The 16,241-nt window shown below is 75.6% G+C and carries 14 protein-coding genes and 2 pseudogenes; 7 read left to right on the forward strand and 9 right to left on the reverse strand.

Annotated elements, in window-relative coordinates; all coding sequences use genetic code 11:
- Positions 1-44 precede the first annotated feature (44 nt).
- Positions 45-1,019 (reverse strand): GlxA family transcriptional regulator, encoded by a 975-nt coding sequence (locus tag ACFSJS_RS07655; RefSeq protein WP_380898166.1) that lies wholly within the window; start codon positions 1,017-1,019, stop codon positions 45-47.
- 144 nt (positions 1,020-1,163) lie between these two features.
- Here ACFSJS_RS07655 and ACFSJS_RS07660 point away from each other — a divergent pair, with 144 nt between their 5' ends.
- Together ACFSJS_RS07660 and ACFSJS_RS07665 are read left to right on the forward strand one after the other, a co-directional pair.
- Entirely contained in the window at positions 1,164-1,874 is a 711-nt protein-coding gene (locus tag ACFSJS_RS07660) for a DJ-1/PfpI family protein (protein WP_380898168.1), read from the forward strand.
- A 197-nt stretch (positions 1,875-2,071) separates the two neighbouring features.
- Positions 2,072-3,838: an ABC transporter ATP-binding protein gene (locus ACFSJS_RS07665; RefSeq protein WP_380898170.1), complete on the forward strand. Its 1,767-nt coding sequence runs from the start codon at positions 2,072-2,074 to the stop codon at positions 3,836-3,838.
- Positions 3,839-3,881: 43 nt separating this feature from the next.
- On the opposite strand, the gene ACFSJS_RS07670 is transcribed toward ACFSJS_RS07665, so the two are convergent.
- The 4 genes and pseudogenes from ACFSJS_RS07670 to ACFSJS_RS07685 form a co-directional block, all read right to left on the reverse strand.
- Positions 3,882-4,694, reverse strand: coding sequence for a peptidoglycan-binding protein (locus ACFSJS_RS07670; protein WP_380898172.1), 813 nt, complete (start codon positions 4,692-4,694; stop codon positions 3,882-3,884).
- Between the two features lie 238 nt (positions 4,695-4,932).
- On the reverse strand, positions 4,933-5,394 hold the full coding sequence (locus ACFSJS_RS07675) for a YchJ family protein (protein ID WP_380898174.1): 462 nt from the start codon (positions 5,392-5,394) through the stop codon (positions 4,933-4,935).
- A gap of 68 nt (positions 5,395-5,462) precedes the next feature.
- Positions 5,463-5,705 (reverse strand): acyl carrier protein, encoded by a 243-nt coding sequence (locus tag ACFSJS_RS07680; protein ID WP_279556550.1) that lies wholly within the window; start codon positions 5,703-5,705, stop codon positions 5,463-5,465.
- 528 nt (positions 5,706-6,233) lie between these two features.
- Positions 6,234-6,632, reverse strand: a pseudogene (locus tag ACFSJS_RS07685) (ATP-binding cassette domain-containing protein); the annotation flags it as partial.
- 58 nt (positions 6,633-6,690) lie between these two features.
- Between ACFSJS_RS07685 and ACFSJS_RS07690 the strand changes: the two are divergent.
- A pseudogene (locus tag ACFSJS_RS07690) lies at positions 6,691-6,819 on the forward strand (LuxR C-terminal-related transcriptional regulator); the annotation flags it as partial.
- Between the two features lie 61 nt (positions 6,820-6,880).
- Here ACFSJS_RS07690 and ACFSJS_RS07695 read toward each other — a convergent pair.
- On the reverse strand, positions 6,881-7,528 hold the full coding sequence (locus ACFSJS_RS07695) for a LysE family translocator (RefSeq protein ID WP_380898176.1): 648 nt from the start codon (positions 7,526-7,528) through the stop codon (positions 6,881-6,883).
- A gap of 172 nt (positions 7,529-7,700) precedes the next feature.
- On the opposite strand from ACFSJS_RS07695, the gene ACFSJS_RS07700 reads away from it, so the two are divergent.
- Positions 7,701-9,035 (forward strand): aminotransferase-like domain-containing protein, encoded by a 1,335-nt coding sequence (locus tag ACFSJS_RS07700; protein ID WP_380898335.1) that lies wholly within the window; start codon positions 7,701-7,703, stop codon positions 9,033-9,035.
- Between the two features lie 159 nt (positions 9,036-9,194).
- Here ACFSJS_RS07700 and catA read toward each other — a convergent pair whose 3' ends face one another.
- Entirely contained in the window at positions 9,195-9,863 is a 669-nt protein-coding gene (catA, locus tag ACFSJS_RS07705) for a type A chloramphenicol O-acetyltransferase (protein ID WP_380898178.1), read from the reverse strand.
- A 1,300-nt stretch (positions 9,864-11,163) separates the two neighbouring features.
- Here catA and ACFSJS_RS07710 point away from each other — a divergent pair.
- A complete protein-coding gene (locus ACFSJS_RS07710) occupies positions 11,164-12,369 on the forward strand; it encodes an extracellular catalytic domain type 1 short-chain-length polyhydroxyalkanoate depolymerase (protein WP_380898180.1) in 1,206 nt (401 codons plus the stop codon).
- A 21-nt stretch (positions 12,370-12,390) separates the two neighbouring features.
- Here the strand turns inward: ACFSJS_RS07710 and ACFSJS_RS07715 are convergent, their stop codons facing one another.
- Positions 12,391-13,821 carry an RICIN domain-containing protein gene (locus ACFSJS_RS07715; protein ID WP_380898182.1) on the reverse strand — a complete coding sequence of 477 codons (1,431 nt, stop codon included), beginning with the start codon at positions 13,819-13,821 and terminating at the stop codon, positions 12,391-12,393.
- A gap of 476 nt (positions 13,822-14,297) precedes the next feature.
- On the opposite strand from ACFSJS_RS07715, the gene ACFSJS_RS07720 reads away from it, so the two are divergent.
- The gene (locus tag ACFSJS_RS07720; protein ID WP_380898184.1) at positions 14,298-15,119 is read left to right on the forward strand and encodes an endonuclease I family protein; all 822 of its coding nucleotides are present in this window, start codon (positions 14,298-14,300) and stop codon (positions 15,117-15,119) included.
- 52 nt (positions 15,120-15,171) lie between these two features.
- On the opposite strand, the gene ACFSJS_RS07725 is transcribed toward ACFSJS_RS07720, so the two are convergent.
- Positions 15,172-15,471: a hypothetical protein gene (locus ACFSJS_RS07725; protein ID WP_380898186.1), complete on the reverse strand. Its 300-nt coding sequence runs from the start codon at positions 15,469-15,471 to the stop codon at positions 15,172-15,174.
- Between the two features lie 305 nt (positions 15,472-15,776).
- Between ACFSJS_RS07725 and ACFSJS_RS07730 the strand changes: the two genes are divergently transcribed.
- The gene (locus ACFSJS_RS07730) at positions 15,777-16,223 is read left to right on the forward strand and encodes a spore-associated protein A (RefSeq protein ID WP_380898188.1); all 447 of its coding nucleotides are present in this window, start codon (positions 15,777-15,779) and stop codon (positions 16,221-16,223) included.
- Positions 16,224-16,241: the final 18 nt, after the last annotated feature.

Here is a 16,241-nt window from a genome sequence, read left to right on the forward strand (position 1 = left end):
GCGGCCGGGGGCCGCCCGGCCCCCGTTCCGCGGGCCGCCCCCGTTCACGGGAGCGGCGCGCGGAACGCCTCGCGGTAGGCGGCCGGGCTCGTCCCCAGCCGCTTCCTGAAGTGGGCCCGCATCGACACCGCCGAACCGAAGCCGCACAGCCCGGCGACGCGCTCCACGGCCAGGTCGGTGGTCTCCAGCAGCTCGCGGGCCCGCTCCACCCTCGCCCACAGCAGCCACCGCATCGGGGTCGTCCCCGTCTGCGCCCTGAAGTGGCGGTTGAGGCTCCGCACACTCAGGCCGGCGTGCCGGGCGATGTCGGAGAGCGTCAGCGTGCGGTGCAGACTCCCGTGGAGCCACTCCAGGGTCTCCTGGAGCCGGACCGCTCCGCCCGCGGCGTCCGGTGCCGGATGGGAGACGAACTGCGCCTGCCCGCCCTCGCGGCGCAGCGGGACGACGAGCATGCGCGCGGTGCGGGCCGCGACGGCGGCGCCGTGGTCCCGGCTCACCATGTGCAGGCACAGGTCGAGACCGGCGGCCACCCCGGCGGAGGTGAGCACCCGCCCGTTGTCCACGAACAGCACGGAGGGACGGACCCGCACCCCCGGGTACGCGCGCGCCAGCCGGTCCGCCGCGCGCCAGTGGGTGGTCGCCGGCGCCTCCTCCAGCAGCCCCGCCTCGGCCAGCAGGAAGGCGCCGGTGCAGACGGAGGCGACCCGGATCCCCCGGTCCGCCGCCGCCCGCAGCACCTCGACCGTCCTCCGGTCCGGCTCGGCGCCGTGCCCGTGGACGCCGGGCACGACGACGGTGTCCGCCTCCAGCGCCGCCTCCAGCGGGTGGGCGGCGGTCAGTTCGAAGCAGGGCACGTCCGCGGCGGTGGCCGTGACGGGGGAGTCGCCGCAGACCCGCACCTCGTAGGGGGCGGAGCCGTCGGGGAGCCGGACCGAGGCGAACACCTGGCAGACCGCGGCCAGATCGAAGCCGACCGCCCCCCGCGGCGCCAGCACGGCCACCGAGTGAACCGAGCGCATGGCCAGAACCTATCGCGGCCCGGCACGCGCGCGGCTGTCCGCCCCCCGGGGGCCGCTGCCAGGCTGACGGCGTCCACCGGCCCCGGCGTCCTCCGCGGCACGGGGCCGGCACCCGCGGAACACCACGGAAGGGGACCACCACCCATGGAGCGCAGGAACATCCTCCTCGGCGCCGCACTGCTGGGCGCCGGAGTGCCGGCCGCGCAGACCCTGGGGGCGCGCGGCGCGGCCGCGGCCCCCCGCAACGGACCGCTGCGGGTCCACGTCGTGATGTTCGACGGGGCCGAGGAGCAGGACTTCATCGCGCCCTACGAGGTCTTCTCCCTGGCCGGGGCGCTCAGCGAGCGCGGCGTCGAGGTCGACTACGTCACCACGGGCAGGCCCCGCCTGGTCCGGTCCGCCTTCGGCACCCGGGTCCGGGTGGACCGCGTCTGGGATCCGCGGAGCGCGGACGTGATCGTCGTCCCCGGCGGCGGCTACCGGCGCCGTGAGGGCCCCGGTGTCTGGGCCGAGATCGCCGACGGCACCCTGCCGCGGGCCCTGGCGGACGCACCGCGCCGGGGGCTGACGATCGCCTCGCTGTGCACGGGGGCGTTCCTCCTGTCGGAGGCGGGACTCCTGCGGGGCCGCCCGTGCACTACGCACCACCGCGCCCGTGCCGACCTGGAGGCCCGGGGCGGAGTGCTGAAGGACGCGCGCGTGGTCGACGACGGCGACGTGGTCACCGCCGGAGGCGTCACCTCGGGACTGGACCTGGGGCTGTGGCTGGTGCGGCGGGAACTCGGCCCGGACACCGCGATCGGCGTGGAGGGCGTGCTGGAGTACCGGGCCGACGGCACCGTCTGGACCCGCTGACGGAGCGGCGGGCACCGGACGGCGGAGGGGCCGGGCGGGCGGGCCGTGCGCGGTCCGCCCGCCCGGTCGGCGCCGCAGGGCGGCCCGAGCGCGGACCGGGCCGGGGCCGGGGAGAATACTCAACCGGTGCAGCGCGACGAGGCGCTCCACACCCCCCACGCCCCCTCAGCCCGTCTTCCCCGCACAGGAGTCCCGACATGGCCGCGCCGCAGGGCCCCCTCGACCACCGCTACCGGGGCGAGCACCCGGTCCGCACCCTCGTCTACCTCTTCCGGCAGGACCGCGGCCGCATGGCCCTCGGCGTGCTGGCGTTCCTCATCAAGCACAGCCCCACCTGGCTGATGCCGCTCATCACCGCGAACGTCATCGACATCGTCGTCCACCACCGGCCGGTCTCCGGCCTGTGGCTCAACGCCGGCCTGCTGCTGCTCACCCTGGTCCTCAACTACCCCTTCCAACTGCTCTACATCCGCTGCTGGTACGGCAGCGCCCGGCGCACGGGCAACCGGATGCGCTTCGCGCTGTGCGAGCGGATGCAGCAGCTCTCCATCGGCTACCACGCGCGGGTCAGCGCCGGCGTCCTGCAGACCAAGGTGATCCGGGACGTGGAGAACGTCGAGACCTCCGTCCAGCAGGCCGGGGACCAGGGCCTGTCCGCGCTGGCGACGCTCATCGGGGCACTGGCGGTGATCACGCTGCGCACCCCCGCCTTCCTGCCGGTCTTCCTGCTGGTCGTCCCGGCCGCCTCCGCCCTGGTGGTGTGGCTGCGCGGGCGGCTGCGCTCCCACAACGAGATGTTCCGCCAGGAGGTGGAGCACCTCTCCTCGCGGGTCAGCGAGATGACCACCCTCATCCCCGTCACCCGCGCCCACGGGCTGGAGCACACCGCGCTGCGCCGGATGGACGGCACGCTGCGGCAGGTGCTGGACGCCGGGCTGCGACTGGACCGGCTCAACGGCCGCTTCGGCGCCCTGGGCTGGATCCTGCTCAACGCCCTGGGCGTGGGCTGCCTGGTCGGCGCCGCGCTGGCCGCCTACCACGGCCGGCTGGCCGTCACCCCCGGCGACGTGGTGATGCTCAGCGCCTACTTCTCCTCCCTGACCGCCGCCGTCACCACGCTGCTGGGCCTCACGCCCGTGATCACCAGGGGCCTGGAGTCGGTCCGTTCGGCGGGCGAGGTGCTGGAGGCCCCCGACCTGGAGCAGAACGACGGCAAGAGCGAGGTGACCGCCGTCCGCGGCCGGTTCGACTTCCAGGGCGTCGGGTTCGCCTACGACGGCGCCGACCGCCACTCCGTCCGGGACTTCACCCTGACGGTCCGTCCCGGCGAGACCATAGCCCTGGTCGGGGCCTCGGGCGCGGGCAAGTCCACCGCGCTCAACCTGGTGACCGGCTTCCTGCGGCCCACCTCGGGACGCATCCTGCTGGACGGCGTCGACATGGAGGAGCTGGACCTGCGCAGCTACCGCCGCTTCCTGTCCGTGGTGCCCCAGGAGTCCGTCCTCTTCGAGGGCAGCGTCCGGGACAACGTCGCCTACGGCCTGACCGGGGTGGGCGAGGAGGAGGTCCGCGCCGCGCTGCGCGACGCCAACGCGCTGGAGTTCGTCGACCGGCTGCCCGCCGGGGTGGACACCGTCGTCGGCGAGCGGGGGGCGCGGCTGTCCGGGGGCCAGAAGCAGCGGCTGGCCATCGCCCGCGCGCTGATCCGCGACCCCAGGGTGCTGGTGCTGGACGAGGCCACCTCCGCGCTGGACTCCCGCTCCGAGGCCCTGGTCCAGCAGGCGCTGGCGCGCCTGGTGCGCGGCCGGACGGTCTTCGTGGTGGCCCACCGGCTGTCCACCGTCCGGGGCGCGGACCGCATCGTGGTGATGGAGGAGGGCAGGATCGCCGAGATCGGGTCGCACGAGGAGCTGCTGCGGGCGGGCGGCCTCTACGCGGACCTCCAGGCCGTCCAGTCCGCCTGACCGCGGTGCCCCCGCCGCCGGCGGCGGGAGCACCGCGCCACGGTCAGGTGTGCGTCTCCAGGGCGCGCCGGGTGTCGTCGCCGTAGACCCCCTCCTCGTCGCCGCGCACCCCGTACCAGTGCTGGAAGCGGGCGACGGCCGCGGCGACCTCGCCGTCGTACCGGCCGTCGACGTCGCCGCCGGGATACACGTGCGGTACCTCCAGAAGCCGCTCCTGGAGCTCCTCCACCGCGGGCCCGGTGTCGCCCTGCCGCAGCACGCCGGGGCCGGCGGCCTGTGGCCGCTGCGCGGCGGGCGTGGGCGTGGGGGCGGGCGGTGGGGGCGCGGCGGCCGGGGGCCGGGGAGCCGGGGAGCTCTCCGGCCTCCCCGCCCCGGACGGCGGCGCGTGCGGTTTCGACGCGGGGGCGGACGGGGTCCGCGCCACCGGGGAGGGGGCCGCGGTGGAGGGGGCCGCGGTGGAGGGAGCCGCGGTGGAGGGGGCCGCGCCACCGGGCGGGACGGTCGCCGGGGGAGAGGTCTGCGCCAGTCCGACCGGTCTGCCGCCGGAGGAGGGGGTCAGCACGCCGGAGGCCAGGAGCAGCCCGGCCAGCGCGGAGCCGATGGTCCCCGTGGTCAGGATCAGGGCGGCGGTGCGCGGTCCCCGCTGCCCGCTCAGGAAACCGCGGGGCGGAGCGGGGGGCGTGACGGACCCGGCCCGGGGGACGCCGCGCGCCTCCCCGCCGCCGTGCCCGGTGCCGCGGCCGTCGCCGGGCGGGCGCGGCGGTCCCGTCCGCGCCGCGTCCCACGGGCCCAGGGACCGCGGGGGCTCGGCGGCCGGGCGGTGGTACCGCGGCTCCCGGTCGGAGCGGATGACCATCTCCCCCTCCTGTTCCTCCTGCACCCTCCCCCGTTCGGAGGGACGCGGAAAGACCGCCGGGGCGCACCCGTGCCGGGGTCCCGGGGCCGGGACGGCATCCGCCGGGCCGTGCCGCACCGTGCGCGGCCGCTCACGGATGGTCCCCCGCCGACCATACTCGTTCCCGGCCGCGGGAGAGCCCGTCGCGCGGCTCCCACCGGCGCGGCCGCACGCCCGCGCCGACCGCGCCGATCGCCCGTCAGGGCGCGCCGAGCGCGTCGAGGTAGACCCAGGCGCCCTCGTGGCGCACGAAGCGGCTGTGCTCCTCCAGGACGCCGGGGCGCCCCCGCTCGGTGCAGTGGGCGCGGAAGGCGACGGTCCCTTCGGTGTGGAAGGGGCTGCCGCCGGTGGTGGAGAGCACCTCCAGCCGCCGCCACCGCGTCCCCGGGTCGAGGTCCAGGCGCGCCGGCCGGGTGCCGGGGTGCCAGGTGCGCAGCAGGTACTCCCGGTCGCGCACGGCGAAGGCGCTGTAGCGGGAGCGCATCAGCGCCTCGGCGGTGGGGGCGGGGGACGGGCCCCGGTGGTACCGGGCGCAGCACGCGGCGTAGGAGGCGGGGAGGCCGCAGGGGCAGGGGGCCGCGGGATCGGAGGCGGCCGGGTCGGCGGCGGGGACCGGAGCGGCGGGGGAGGCCGGTCGCCGGCCTGGTCGGCGTCGGGACATGCACCCATGGTGACGGCCGCGCGGGGATCCGCGCGGCCGGGGGTGGGGGGAAGCCGTTCCCGGCGGGGCTACTGGACGGCCGGCCCCGCGTCCTCGGTGCCGGAGAGCTGCGCCAGGTACTTGTGGCACTGGGCGGCGCGCCGGGAGTCCTCCTCCATCACCGTGCGGAAGAAGTCGGCGATCTCCTGCTTGCCGGCGTTCTCGGCGTCGCGGACGTACTGCCCGTAGTCGTGCCCGGCCTTCAGCGCGTGGTACTGCACCGAGATCAGGTCGTAGACGACATCGCTGAATCCGGTCTCTCCGGTTGCCATCGCTTCACCTTCCTCCGAGGTCGTCGTGCTCAGGCATTCGGGTTTCCCGAAAGGGTGGGGGGAAACGGCCGTCTTCCCCGGAAGCGGGCGCAGGGCGGCGGTGGGCCGGTGCGGTGCCGTGCGACGCGCCCGGCGTACGGGGGGAGACGCCGGGCGCGCGGGCCTTCGGAGGCCACCCGCTTCCGCGGGCTCCGGTTGTGCGGTGCGCGGTCTCTCTCCGCTTCCCCGCACCCGGCGGCCGCCTCCGCGGCCCACCACCATGACACCACGGGCGGCGCCGGGAGCGCAGGGCCGGCCGTCCCGCGCCGATGGGCCGGCCGGCCCATCCCCGGACCGCCCGCCGCCGGCCCGCGCCCGGCGGGCGCGCGGGCACACGCCCGCCGAGCGCCCCCTGGAGGTTCCCCCTCCGGGGGGACGGGGCCGAGCACCGGAGGGGCCCCTCCGCGTCCGACCGGTCCGGTGCCGCGGGGCGCCCGCCGGACTGCGGGGCGCCCGCTCACCCCGGGTGCGCCCCGGCCGGCCGGGGCGCAGGACGCCGTCGCGCATCCCGGCGATCCGGTCGGCCCGGGCCAGGTGCGCGCGGTCGTGCGGGACGAGCACGGTCGCCGTGCCGCTGCGGTGCGTCAGCTCCGCGATCAGGTCGACCGCGGCCGCCCCCCGCTCGTGGTCCAGGGCGCTGGTCGGGTTCGTCCACCAGCAGCACGGTGGGGCCGTTCATCAGGGCGCGGGCGGTGCCGACGCGCCGGCGCCGGCCGCCGGAGAGCCGGTGCGGGCGGCGGCCGGCGGGCTGGACTTGCCGGAGCCCGACGGTCCCACGACGGCGGTGAGACACCCCGCGGGCACCTCCGGGGGCACGCGGTCCACCGCGGTCGGACGGCCGCCGCCGTCGGGATGGGCGAGGGCGGCATCGGTCAGGGCCAGGCTCACCGGGCCCCAGGGCGGTCAGCGGACCGACGGAGGTGACGCGGCACACGGCCGGGCCGGCGCCCAGCGGCTCCACCTCAGTCAGGCCACCGTCACGTCGCACCTGGTGCGCATCTACGCCAAGCTCGGCGTCGACTCCCGCACCGCCTCCGTGGCCGCGGCCACCCGCAGGGGACTCATCCGGCCCTGAGCCCGCACCGCCGGTGTCCCGGCAGGGCAGCCGGCCGGGACACCGGCGGCACGGAGCCCTCTCAGGCCGCCCGAGCGGGCCGGGAGTCGTCGAGGGCCAGGCCGACGGCCAGCGCGCCGAGCACGGACCCCATGGCGTACCGCTGCACGCGGAGCCAGGAGGGGCGCCGGGCCAGGAAGACGGCGACGGAGCCGGCGGCCAGGACGATCGCCAGGTTCACGGCCACGCTGACGGCGATCTGCACCGCGCCGAGCGCGACCCCCTGGAGGAGCACGTGACCGTCCCGCGGGTCGACGAACTGCGGGATGAGCGAGAGGTACATGACGGCGATCTTGGGGTTGAGCAGGTTCGTCACCAGCCCCATGGCGAACAGCCGCCGCGGTGGGTCGTGGGGGACCTCCCGCACCGCGAAGACGGGCGTCCCCCCGGGCCGGAGCGCCTGCCAGGCGAGCCACGCCAGGTACCCGGCGCCGGCGAGCTTGACCGCGGCGTACAGGCCGGGCACGGCGAGGAAGACCACCGACAGGCCGAGGTTCGCGGCCAGCAGGTAGACCAGGAAGCCCAGGGCGACCCCGCCCAGGGAGACGATCCCGGCGCGCCGCCCCTGGGTGATGCTCCGGGACACCAGGTAGACCATGTTCGGCCCCGGTGTGAGGACCATTCCCAGGGAGACCGCCGTGACGCCGAGCACCGCACCTGCCTCGAGCATGGATGTGCCCCGCCCTTCTTCCGGGTCCGCGGCCGTGGCCGCGCCGTGGTTCCGCCTCGGCCGTCGAGAGCGTATGCACCCTCCGCGGGCGAGTGCAATAAAGGAAAATGAACTCGGTGCAATGATGTGATCGCTCTGTTCCGGCGACGGCTGACGGATCGTGGGGTGGCAGGTGGAGGACTACCGGCGGATCGCCGACGGCCTGGCGGCGGACATCGCCGCGGGCCGGCTCAGGCCGGGCGACCGGCTCCCGGCGCAGCGGCAGTTCGCCCGGCGGCAGGGGATCGCCGTCTCGACGGCGGCGCGCGTCTACCGCGAGTTGGGCCGCCGAGGCCTGACGACCGGTGAGGTCGGCCGGGGCACCTTCGTCCGGGCCTCCGGGCGGCCGGGGACGGCACTGGCCGAGCCGGCCGGCGGCGGAGTCGACCTGGAGCTCAACCACCCGGTGGTGCCCGAGCAGTCCGCGCTCCTGGCGGCCGGGCTCGCCCCGCTGCTGCGCCCCGGCGTCCTGGAGTCCGCCACCCGGCCCGTCGGCGTGGCGGGGACCCCCGCCGCGCGGAACGCCGCCGCCGCACTGCTCGCCCGCGGCGGCTGGCGGCCGGAGGCGGACCGGGTGCTGTTCGCGGGCGGCGGCCGCCAGGCCATCGCGGCCGCGGTCGCGGCACTGGTGCCGACCGGTGGACGGCTCGGTGTCGAGGAGCTGACCTACCCCGTGGTGAGGTCGGTCGCCGCCCGGCTCGGCGTGGAGGTCGTCCCGCTGGAGACGGACCGGGCGGGCCTGGTCCCCGACGCGGTCGCCGCCGCCCACCGCGCGGCGCCGCTGCGCGCCGTCTACGTGCAGCCGGCGGTGCACAATCCGCTGGGTCTGGTGATGCCGGGCCGGCGGCGGGAGGAACTGGCCGACGTGCTCGGCCGGCTGGGGGTGGACGTGGTCGAGGACGCCGTCTGGGGCTTCCTGCGCGACGACCTGCCGCCGCTGGCCGCCCTGCTCCCCGAACGGACGGTCCTGGTGGACAGCCTCTCCAAGCGGCTGGCCCCCGGCCTGTCGGTGGGGTACGCCGTCGCGCCCCGCGCCCTGGTGCCCGCGGTCGCCGACGCGCTGCGCTCCGGGGGGTGGGGGCCCGCGCGGTTCGCCCTGGAGGCGGCGACCCGCTGGTCGGCCGGGGGCGCCGTGGAGCCGGTCGTCCGCGCCAAGCAGCGGGACGCCGCCGCCCGCCAGGAGATCGCCGCCCGCCGGCTGCGCGGCTTCGCGGTGCACGGCGGCCCGCTGTCCTACTCCTGCTGGTGGGAGCTGCCTCCGCCGTGGCGGGCCGACACGTTCACCGCCGCCGCGGCCCGGCACGGCATCGCGGTCGTCCCCGCCGCGGCGTTCGCCGCCGACGCCGGGCGCGCCCCGCGCGCGGTGCGCCTGGCACTGGCGTCGCCGCCCCCGGACGTCCTGGACCGCGCCCTGGAGACCCTCGCCGTGCTCGCCCGCTCCGCACCACAGGACGTGCCCGCCGAGTGAGCTGCGCGGGAGCGCGTCCGCCCCCGCATACGCTTCGGCCCGTGGACGACACGGGCGGTCCGCGCGAGCGCGGGAAGCGGCGGATGTGCCGGCGGCTCCCCGGCACGGCGATCGGGCTCGACGACGAGGACGGCACGGAGGACTGACGAGGCCTTCTGCTCAGGCCTTCGGGCTCCCCTCCAGCCAGGTCGGGTCCGCAACGAGAGCCTGCAGCTCGTTGACGAGCCGTGTGGAGTGAAACCCGTCTGCGGCGGCGTGGTGCACCTGCACTGCCAGGGGGAGCAGGATCCGGCCGTCCCGCTCGGTGTAGCGACCGAGCGTGAAGATCGGCGCGAGGTGGTCCCAGCCGTCGCCGATGTTGAGATTGAACCCGGTGAAGGACGCCCAGGGCAGGCTCGACACGTCGAACGCATTGGTCGGCAGCTCCCCCTGAGGGAAGAAGTCGGTGGCGCGACTGTGCTCCGCGAGCAGAGGGGCGGCGACGTCGTGGAACGCGCCGAAGTCGGAATCGTGGGGGGCCCACACGCACGCGAACGTCTCGCGTTCCGGATTGAATACCGTGAAGGCCGGGTGTACGACAGGCCAGACGGCCGGCTCCCCCGCCGCGGTGAGACACATCTTGAACTCATCGTGACGGTTGACAACCGTGGAGAGTGCCCAGACCTGCGCGATGTAGGACTTTCGCTGCGATCGACGCAGTGCCGCAGTGAACGCGGTGACGTCCAGCTCCACCGTCATCGAGTACGTACACGGAACGAGCCGGCGGTAGTGCTCGAAGTGCTGTCGGCGCGGCCATGTGTCGAGGTCGATCGGGACGGAGGCATCCATCGGCTCATCATGCCATCTGTCGGTGTTCGGCCCGGAATTGGTTGGGGAGACCGCCGGGTTCGACCAGGAGCCGGAATCGAACTGTGCTTCCCCTAGGTGCGAGCGACGCTCTCCGCTGTCCGGCAGCTGTCGGAAACGGACATTTCCCGGAGCGAGACCGGAAACGGTCCGCCCGCGCGGCCCGGACCGCCGATCCAGTGTCGGAACTCGTTCTCGCTCAAAAGGGGAACGAGGGTGTTCTGGGAATTGTTTGCGACGCCATCCGAGGGCATGGCGGGCCGTCAAGCCGCACAGCCGAGCGGCGCGGTCGACGTCGAGCGCCACCCCTGCCCACGTTGTAACGCTCACCCTGCCGCTCGCGCCCCGGAGTCGTCGCCGGCACCTACTGCACCGGCCGCTTCACCAAGGTGCCCCGGCTCGCGAAACTCCTGCGGGTACCGCCCCCGGCCGGCCGCGCCCGGGCCGGCCGTGGCGGCCCGGCACCCCGGCGCCCTCCCCGGTCGGCCCGGAGGCCCCGAGCGCGGACATCCGCATCGGCTACGCCCGCCGCCCGCAAGGACAAGCACGGCGGCCGGCCGCCGGTTGCCACCGACGACGTGCTCCACACCGTCCTGCGCCGATGCGCGAACGGGGAGGCCGTCGGGCAGAGCCAGCCCAACCTGATCGTCCCCACCGGCAAGCGCAAGGGACAGAACCCCGGCCTGTCCAGCATCCACCGAGCCCTCGCCGAGTACGAGAAGCGGCAGGCGTGCCCCGAAGCCGTCGCGCCCGGGCCCACAACGACTTCGCCGTCCCCCAGAGCACCGGAAACATCCCGACCCAGACGGCAGGGATCACCAGCGCGTGGTCTACGGCGTTCACCGCGCGAAGGGCGCCCCCATCCTCGGGGCTCCGCCGGACCAGGACGGCCCCTTCGGTCGGCGGCCCGCTCCGGACGACGGCGACACCGAGGAACTGGAGCCGGCCGTCGACCATGACCGATCTCAGCGCCGACCACGGTTCCACCGATCCCCGGGGCCGGTCCCCGAGCCGACCCTGTTCCGCTGCTTCCCCGCCGTGGAGGATCCGGTCCTGCACCGGCCCGCGGACCACGACCCCGAGGCCGCGCGGGCGGGGCCGCCGGAGCGAGGGACGGGCCGTCGCGGCCGCGCACCGGGGAGGCGCCGGTGGGGACACCGCAATGTGCGGTGCCCCCACCGGTGGTCCGGCCGCCCTGTGCCCCCCGCCCGTTCGGGCGGGCCGCGCCGCGGCCCTACGGTTCGGGCACCCCCTGTCCGTTCCACCCAGGCGTGAGGACCCCATGAGAGCCGCAACCCTCCTGCGCCGCGCGGGCGTGCTGCTGGGCACGTTCACCCTGGCGCTCACCGGGCCGTCCGCCGTGCCGGCGGCGGCCGCCGACTACGAGCGCGTCACCGGCTTCGGCTCCAACCCCGGGGCGCTGACGATGTACCGCCACCTCCCGGACGGGCTGTCCGCCGGCGCCCCCGTCGTCCTGGTGCTGCACGGCTGCACCCAGGACGGACCCGGCTTCGCGACGGGCGCGGGCTGGCGCGCGCACGCCGACGCGCACGGTTTCGCGCTCGTCGCCGCGCAGCAGGAGTCCGCCAACAACGCCTCGCGCTGCTTCAACTGGTTCCAGAGCGGCGACACCGCGCGCGGGCAGGGCGAGGCGCTGTCGCTGCGCCAGATGGTCGCGCACACCGTGGACGCGGTCGACGCCGACCCCTCCCGCGTGTACGTCGCCGGGTTCTCCGGCGGCGGCGCGATGGCCGCGAGCCTGCTGGCCGCGTACCCGGACGTGTTCGCGGGCGGCGCGATCCTGGCCGGCGTCCCGCACGGCTGCGCCACCGGCATGGTGCAGGCGTTCGGTTGCATGAACCCGGGCTCCGACAGGACCGCCGCCCAGTGGGGCGACCTGGTGCGGGCCCGGAACCGGGGGTACGGCGGCCCGTGGCCCACCGTCTCGGTCTGGCACGGCACCTCCGACACCACCGTCGTCCCGGCCAACGCCACCGAACTGGTCGAGCAGTGGACGGACGTGCACGGCACGGACGCAGCCGCCGACGGTTCGGCCTCCCTGCCGGGCGGGGTGACACGGAGGACGTACGAGGCCGGCGGCGGCACGGTGGTGCGCGAGTACCGCGCCGCCGGCATGGGGCACGCCGTCCCGGTCCGCCCCTCGGAGGGGTGCGGCACGGCGGGCGCGTACGCCGCGGACGTGCTGTGCGCGGCGGAGCACATCACCGCCGACTGGGGCCTGGGCGCCACGGACCCGCAGGACCCGGACGAGCCGACGGATCCGGAGGAGCCCACCGACCCCGAGCCGGTGCCGTGCTTCACGGCGAGCAACCACGGCCACGTGGCGGCGGGCCGGGCCACCGTCCGGTACGGCATCGCGTACGCGGTCGGCTCCGGCGACGCACTCGGATGGTGGAACACCTACACCGTCACCTCCCTCACCGAGCCGCGTCCGGGATGGTACGAGCGGACGAGCGGCTGCGGCTGAGGGACCGCCAGCCCCGGACTCCTACGCGACCCGCCACTGCTGGTTGGCCCCGCCCGTGCAGGACCACTGGGCCACGCGCCCCATGTCCGCCGCCGACTCGTCCAGCACGTCCAGGCACCTGCCGCTGTGCGCCGCGAGGAGCCGGACGTGGCCGCCCCCCGCGTCCTGCGTGCGCCACCGCTGGTGCGCGCCGCCGTCGCACCACTGCTGCTCCACCACCGCACCGTCGGCACCGGAGGCGCCGCGCACCCCCAGGCACATCGAGCTGTGCCGGGCCACCAGCTGCACCTGGCCGCCGCCGGCGTCCCGGAGCCAGAAGCGCTGGTTGCCGCCGCCGTTGCAGCCGTACTGGACGGCCTCGGCGCCCTCGGCCAGGGACCGGTCCCGCACGTCCAGGCACCTGCCGCTGTGCCGGGCGGTCAGCGTCCGGTACGGTCCGCCCGAACCGGTGACCGTGCCCGCCTCCGTGTCGATGGTGAGCTGCGGGTGCCAGTCCATGGCCATGTCGGTGGGGGAGGGGAAGGACAGCGGCAGCCAGACGTAACGCGAGTCGCCTACGGTGCCGCCGAAGGAGTTCCCCCACCGGTCGCCCATGTACAGGTACGCCGTCCCGCGGCTGCCCTGCACCGGCAGCACGAAGGCGGTCTGCGAACCGTACGCGGTGGAGTCGCCGACGTCGCGCATCCCGCTCCACGGGCCGGCGGGCGAGGGGGCGGTGGCGTACTTCTGCTGGTTGGGGGACCAGCCGGTGGCGCCGGAGGTCAGCATGAAGTAGACGCCGTTGCGCTCGAACAGGGCCGGGGCCTCGCGGTGGCCGCCCGGCCAGGGGTTGGCCACCAGCGAGGCGACCTGCGTGTAGTCGTCACCGAGCCGGTAGATGTGCAGGTCGTAGTTGTCGCGGGCGGCGGAGACCAGGTAGCCGGTGCCGTCGGTGTCGGTGAAGACGGTGAGGTCGCGGGACATGTGGCCCAGCGGGCGGAACGAGCCGTGCCAGGCGTAGTCGCCGTCGACGGTGGGGGAGGTGGCCACGGCGGCACGGGCCTCGCCGTAGTCCCGGCCGTTCTCCTTGTGCATCCACATCACGAACCGCCCGGTGCGCCGGTTGTACACGACCTTGGGGCGCTCGATGTTGGCGACGGCGAGTTCGGGGGCGCTGTCGCGGGTCAGGACGTGGCGGCGGAACTCCCAGTCGCGCAGGTCGGCGGAGCGGTAGGCGGAGACGGCACGGAAGGTGTTGTCGGCGTTGCGGTGCTCGCCGAACCAGTAGTAGTACGAGCCCACCTTGAGGACCCCGCCGCCGTGCGCGTGCAGCGGGGCGCCGGAGGTGTCGGTGAACGGGAGGCCGTTGGCGACGGGCACGGGCGCGGCCTGCCCGGTGCCGGCGGCCGCGAGGGGCCCGGCCAGGGCCAGGCACAGGGCGAGCAGGAGGGAGCGGAGGCGTAATCGGCTCATGCGGGGCTCCTCGGTCGGTGGTCGGTCGTCCGCGGCGCGATGGCGCTGTGCCGTGCCGCCGGGCGCGGGCCCGGCCCCGCGGTGCGGACCCGCTCCGCCGGCGAGGCGGGTCCCGGCCGCCGCCGTGTCCCCGCGACCGGGCCGGTGCGCGGCGGCGGGCCCGGGCGCCGTGCGGTGCCGGGGCGGCCCGCCGGGCATCGGATCCCCTCCCGTGCGGCGGCCGTCATCGTCCGACATCACGAACGACGTCCGGTTTCCCGGCGACACCATGGTGGACGGCGCAGGCGGTCCCTTCAAGGGGGCGAGGCGGGGCCCGGGCCGGCGCGCGGGCCGTCCCCCGGGGGCGCGGCGTTCCCGCAACGGTCACGCGGTCTTTTCCGCGGCGTTATTGGCAGGGACATGCCGTCATGGCAGGCTCCGCATATCGAACGCCTGTCAGCGGCCCCGAACGGGGGCCCGTCGAAAGGACATTCCCCATGTCCCGCTCCCGCGCCTCCCGAGGCTCCGTGGCCGGAGGCATAGGCCTGGCCGTGGCCGCCCTGCTGGCCGTGGCCGCCCCCGCCCCGGTGTCGGCCGCCCCCGCCGGCGACGCCCCCTCCGCCTCCGCCTCCGCGGTGGCGGACTACTACGCCCCCGCGGAGGGCAGGACCGGCGAGGCGCTGAAGGCGGCCCTGCACGACATCGTCAGCGACCAGACCAAGCTCTCCTACAGCCAGGTCTGGGGAGCCCTCGGCGACACCGACGAGGACCCGGCCGACCCGGACAACGTGATCCTGCTGTACACCGGGCGCTCCCAGGCGAAGTCCGAGCACGGCGGAGACCTGGGCGACTGGAACCGCGAGCACGTCTGGGCCAAGTCCCACGGCGACTTCGGCACCAGCATCGGGCCCGGCACCGACCTGCACCACCTGCGCCCCACGGACGTCCGGGTCAACAGCATCCGCGGCAACAAGGACTTCGACAACGGCGGCAGCTCCGTCTCCGGCGCACCCGGCAACTACACCGACGGCGACAGCTTCGAGCCCCGCGACGCGGTCAAGGGCGACGTCGCCCGCATGATCCTGTACATGGCCGTGCGCTACGAGGGCGGGGACGGCTTCGCCGACCTGGAGCCCAACGACCGGGTGGGCAACGGCTCGGCTCCCTACCACGGCCGCCTCGGTGTCCTGAAGCAGTGGCACCGGGAGGACCCGCCGGACTCCTTCGAGAGGAACCGCAACGAGGTCATCTACAGCGCCTACCAGCACAACCGGAACCCGTTCATCGACCGCCCCGAGTGGGTCGAGGCCATCTGGTGATCCGGTGACGGACGGCGCGCGGCGCCCGCTCCCCGCCGCCTCCGCCGGCCGGTCAGGCCACGCGGTCCGCGCCGGGGCCGGGCGCCCCGGCGCGCAGGGCGGCCGCGTCCCGGTCGGCCGCGGCCGCCTGGGACAGGAGCCGCCGCGCCAGTTCGCGTGCCTCCCGGGGTGTCAGCGCCGCCCAGGTGCCCGGCACTCCGTCGTCCTCCGGACCCAGGTCCAGGGTGACCCTGCTGATCGGCCGGCCCGCCGTGGGCAGCCGCAGGCACTTCACGGTGATCCGCCGGTCGCAGGAGGTCAGCATCGACGCGTCGTCGGCCGGGTGGGCGTGCGCCCGTCCTGTCTCTGCCATCGTTCCCACGCCTTTCCTCTCGCACCGCCGGGATGTCCACTGGTGACAGCGCCGTCCGGGGCCGCCTTGTTCCCGCCGGGCCGCACCGCCCGCGCAAGGAGGCCGCAGGGCGCGGGCCCCGGAGGCGGGAGCGCCGAATTCCGGCGGTGCGGGAAAGGAATTCCGTTGCGGTTGTGGCGGGGGTTTCCGCGCGGTGCCGAAGTTGTTCGCATTCCCCCCTTTCCGTGTACAACCCCCGGCCTTTCCCGCCGGTCTTCCCAGTGACACCGCACGGCGTGTCACGGAAACGACCGGCAGGGGGGAAGATGAGGATTTCCAGGAGAGCGGCCGCCGCGGCGGCGGTCTCGGTCGCGGCGGCGGGCTGCCTGGCCGTCTCGGCGCCGCAGGCCGCGGCCGCGGCGGCGTACGGCGGCGAGTGCGGCCGCGGGTACGGCGTGGTGAACTCGGCGCCCATCGGGACGAAGGGCACCGTGTTCCTGACCTACAACCCGTCCAGCGGCTACAACTGCGTCGTCACCAAGAGGACCACCACCGGGTCGACCCCGGTGTACATGTTCTCCCACCTCCAGGTGCCCCAGACCGGGGACTGGGACGAGGACAGCGGCACCTACTACTCCTATGCGGGCCCGGTGTACGCCTACGGAAAGGGCATGTGCGTCGACTGGGCCGGCGGCATCGCCAACCAGTCCACCTGGACCTACGGGTCGAACTGCGGTTCCTTCGCCGAGCACCGCGTGACCAAGGGCTGGTGACCCGGCCCCCTCGGGCGG

Source organism: Streptomyces desertarenae (genome assembly GCF_042681365.1).
GTDB lineage: Bacteria > Actinomycetota > Actinomycetes > Streptomycetales > Streptomycetaceae > Streptomyces > Streptomyces desertarenae.

Bases quoted from the DNA above. Each gene is read 5' to 3' on its own strand.
- ACFSJS_RS07655 (WP_380898166.1), bottom strand. From the start codon at position 1,019: ATGCGCTCGGTTCACTCGGTGGCCGTGCTGGCGCCGCGGGGGGCGGTC.
- ACFSJS_RS07660 (WP_380898168.1), top strand. From the start codon at position 1,164: ATGGAGCGCAGGAACATCCTCCTCGGCGCCGCACTGCTGGGCGCCGGA.
- ACFSJS_RS07665 (WP_380898170.1), top strand. From the start codon at position 2,072: ATGGCCGCGCCGCAGGGCCCCCTCGACCACCGCTACCGGGGCGAGCAC.
- ACFSJS_RS07670 (WP_380898172.1), bottom strand. From the start codon at position 4,694: ATGGTCATCCGCTCCGACCGGGAGCCGCGGTACCACCGCCCGGCCGCC.
- ACFSJS_RS07675 (WP_380898174.1), bottom strand. From the start codon at position 5,394: ATGTCCCGACGCCGACCAGGCCGGCGACCGGCCTCCCCCGCCGCTCCG.
- ACFSJS_RS07680 (WP_279556550.1), bottom strand. From the start codon at position 5,705: ATGGCAACCGGAGAGACCGGATTCAGCGATGTCGTCTACGACCTGATC.
- ACFSJS_RS07695 (WP_380898176.1), bottom strand. From the start codon at position 7,528: ATGCTCGAGGCAGGTGCGGTGCTCGGCGTCACGGCGGTCTCCCTGGGA.
- catA (WP_380898178.1), bottom strand. From the start codon at position 9,863: ATGGATGCCTCCGTCCCGATCGACCTCGACACATGGCCGCGCCGACAG.
- ACFSJS_RS07710 (WP_380898180.1), top strand. From the start codon at position 11,164: ATGAGAGCCGCAACCCTCCTGCGCCGCGCGGGCGTGCTGCTGGGCACG.
- ACFSJS_RS07715 (WP_380898182.1), bottom strand. From the start codon at position 13,821: ATGAGCCGATTACGCCTCCGCTCCCTCCTGCTCGCCCTGTGCCTGGCC.
- ACFSJS_RS07720 (WP_380898184.1), top strand. From the start codon at position 14,298: ATGTCCCGCTCCCGCGCCTCCCGAGGCTCCGTGGCCGGAGGCATAGGC.
- ACFSJS_RS07725 (WP_380898186.1), bottom strand. From the start codon at position 15,471: ATGGCAGAGACAGGACGGGCGCACGCCCACCCGGCCGACGACGCGTCG.
- ACFSJS_RS07730 (WP_380898188.1), top strand. From the start codon at position 15,777: ATGAGGATTTCCAGGAGAGCGGCCGCCGCGGCGGCGGTCTCGGTCGCG.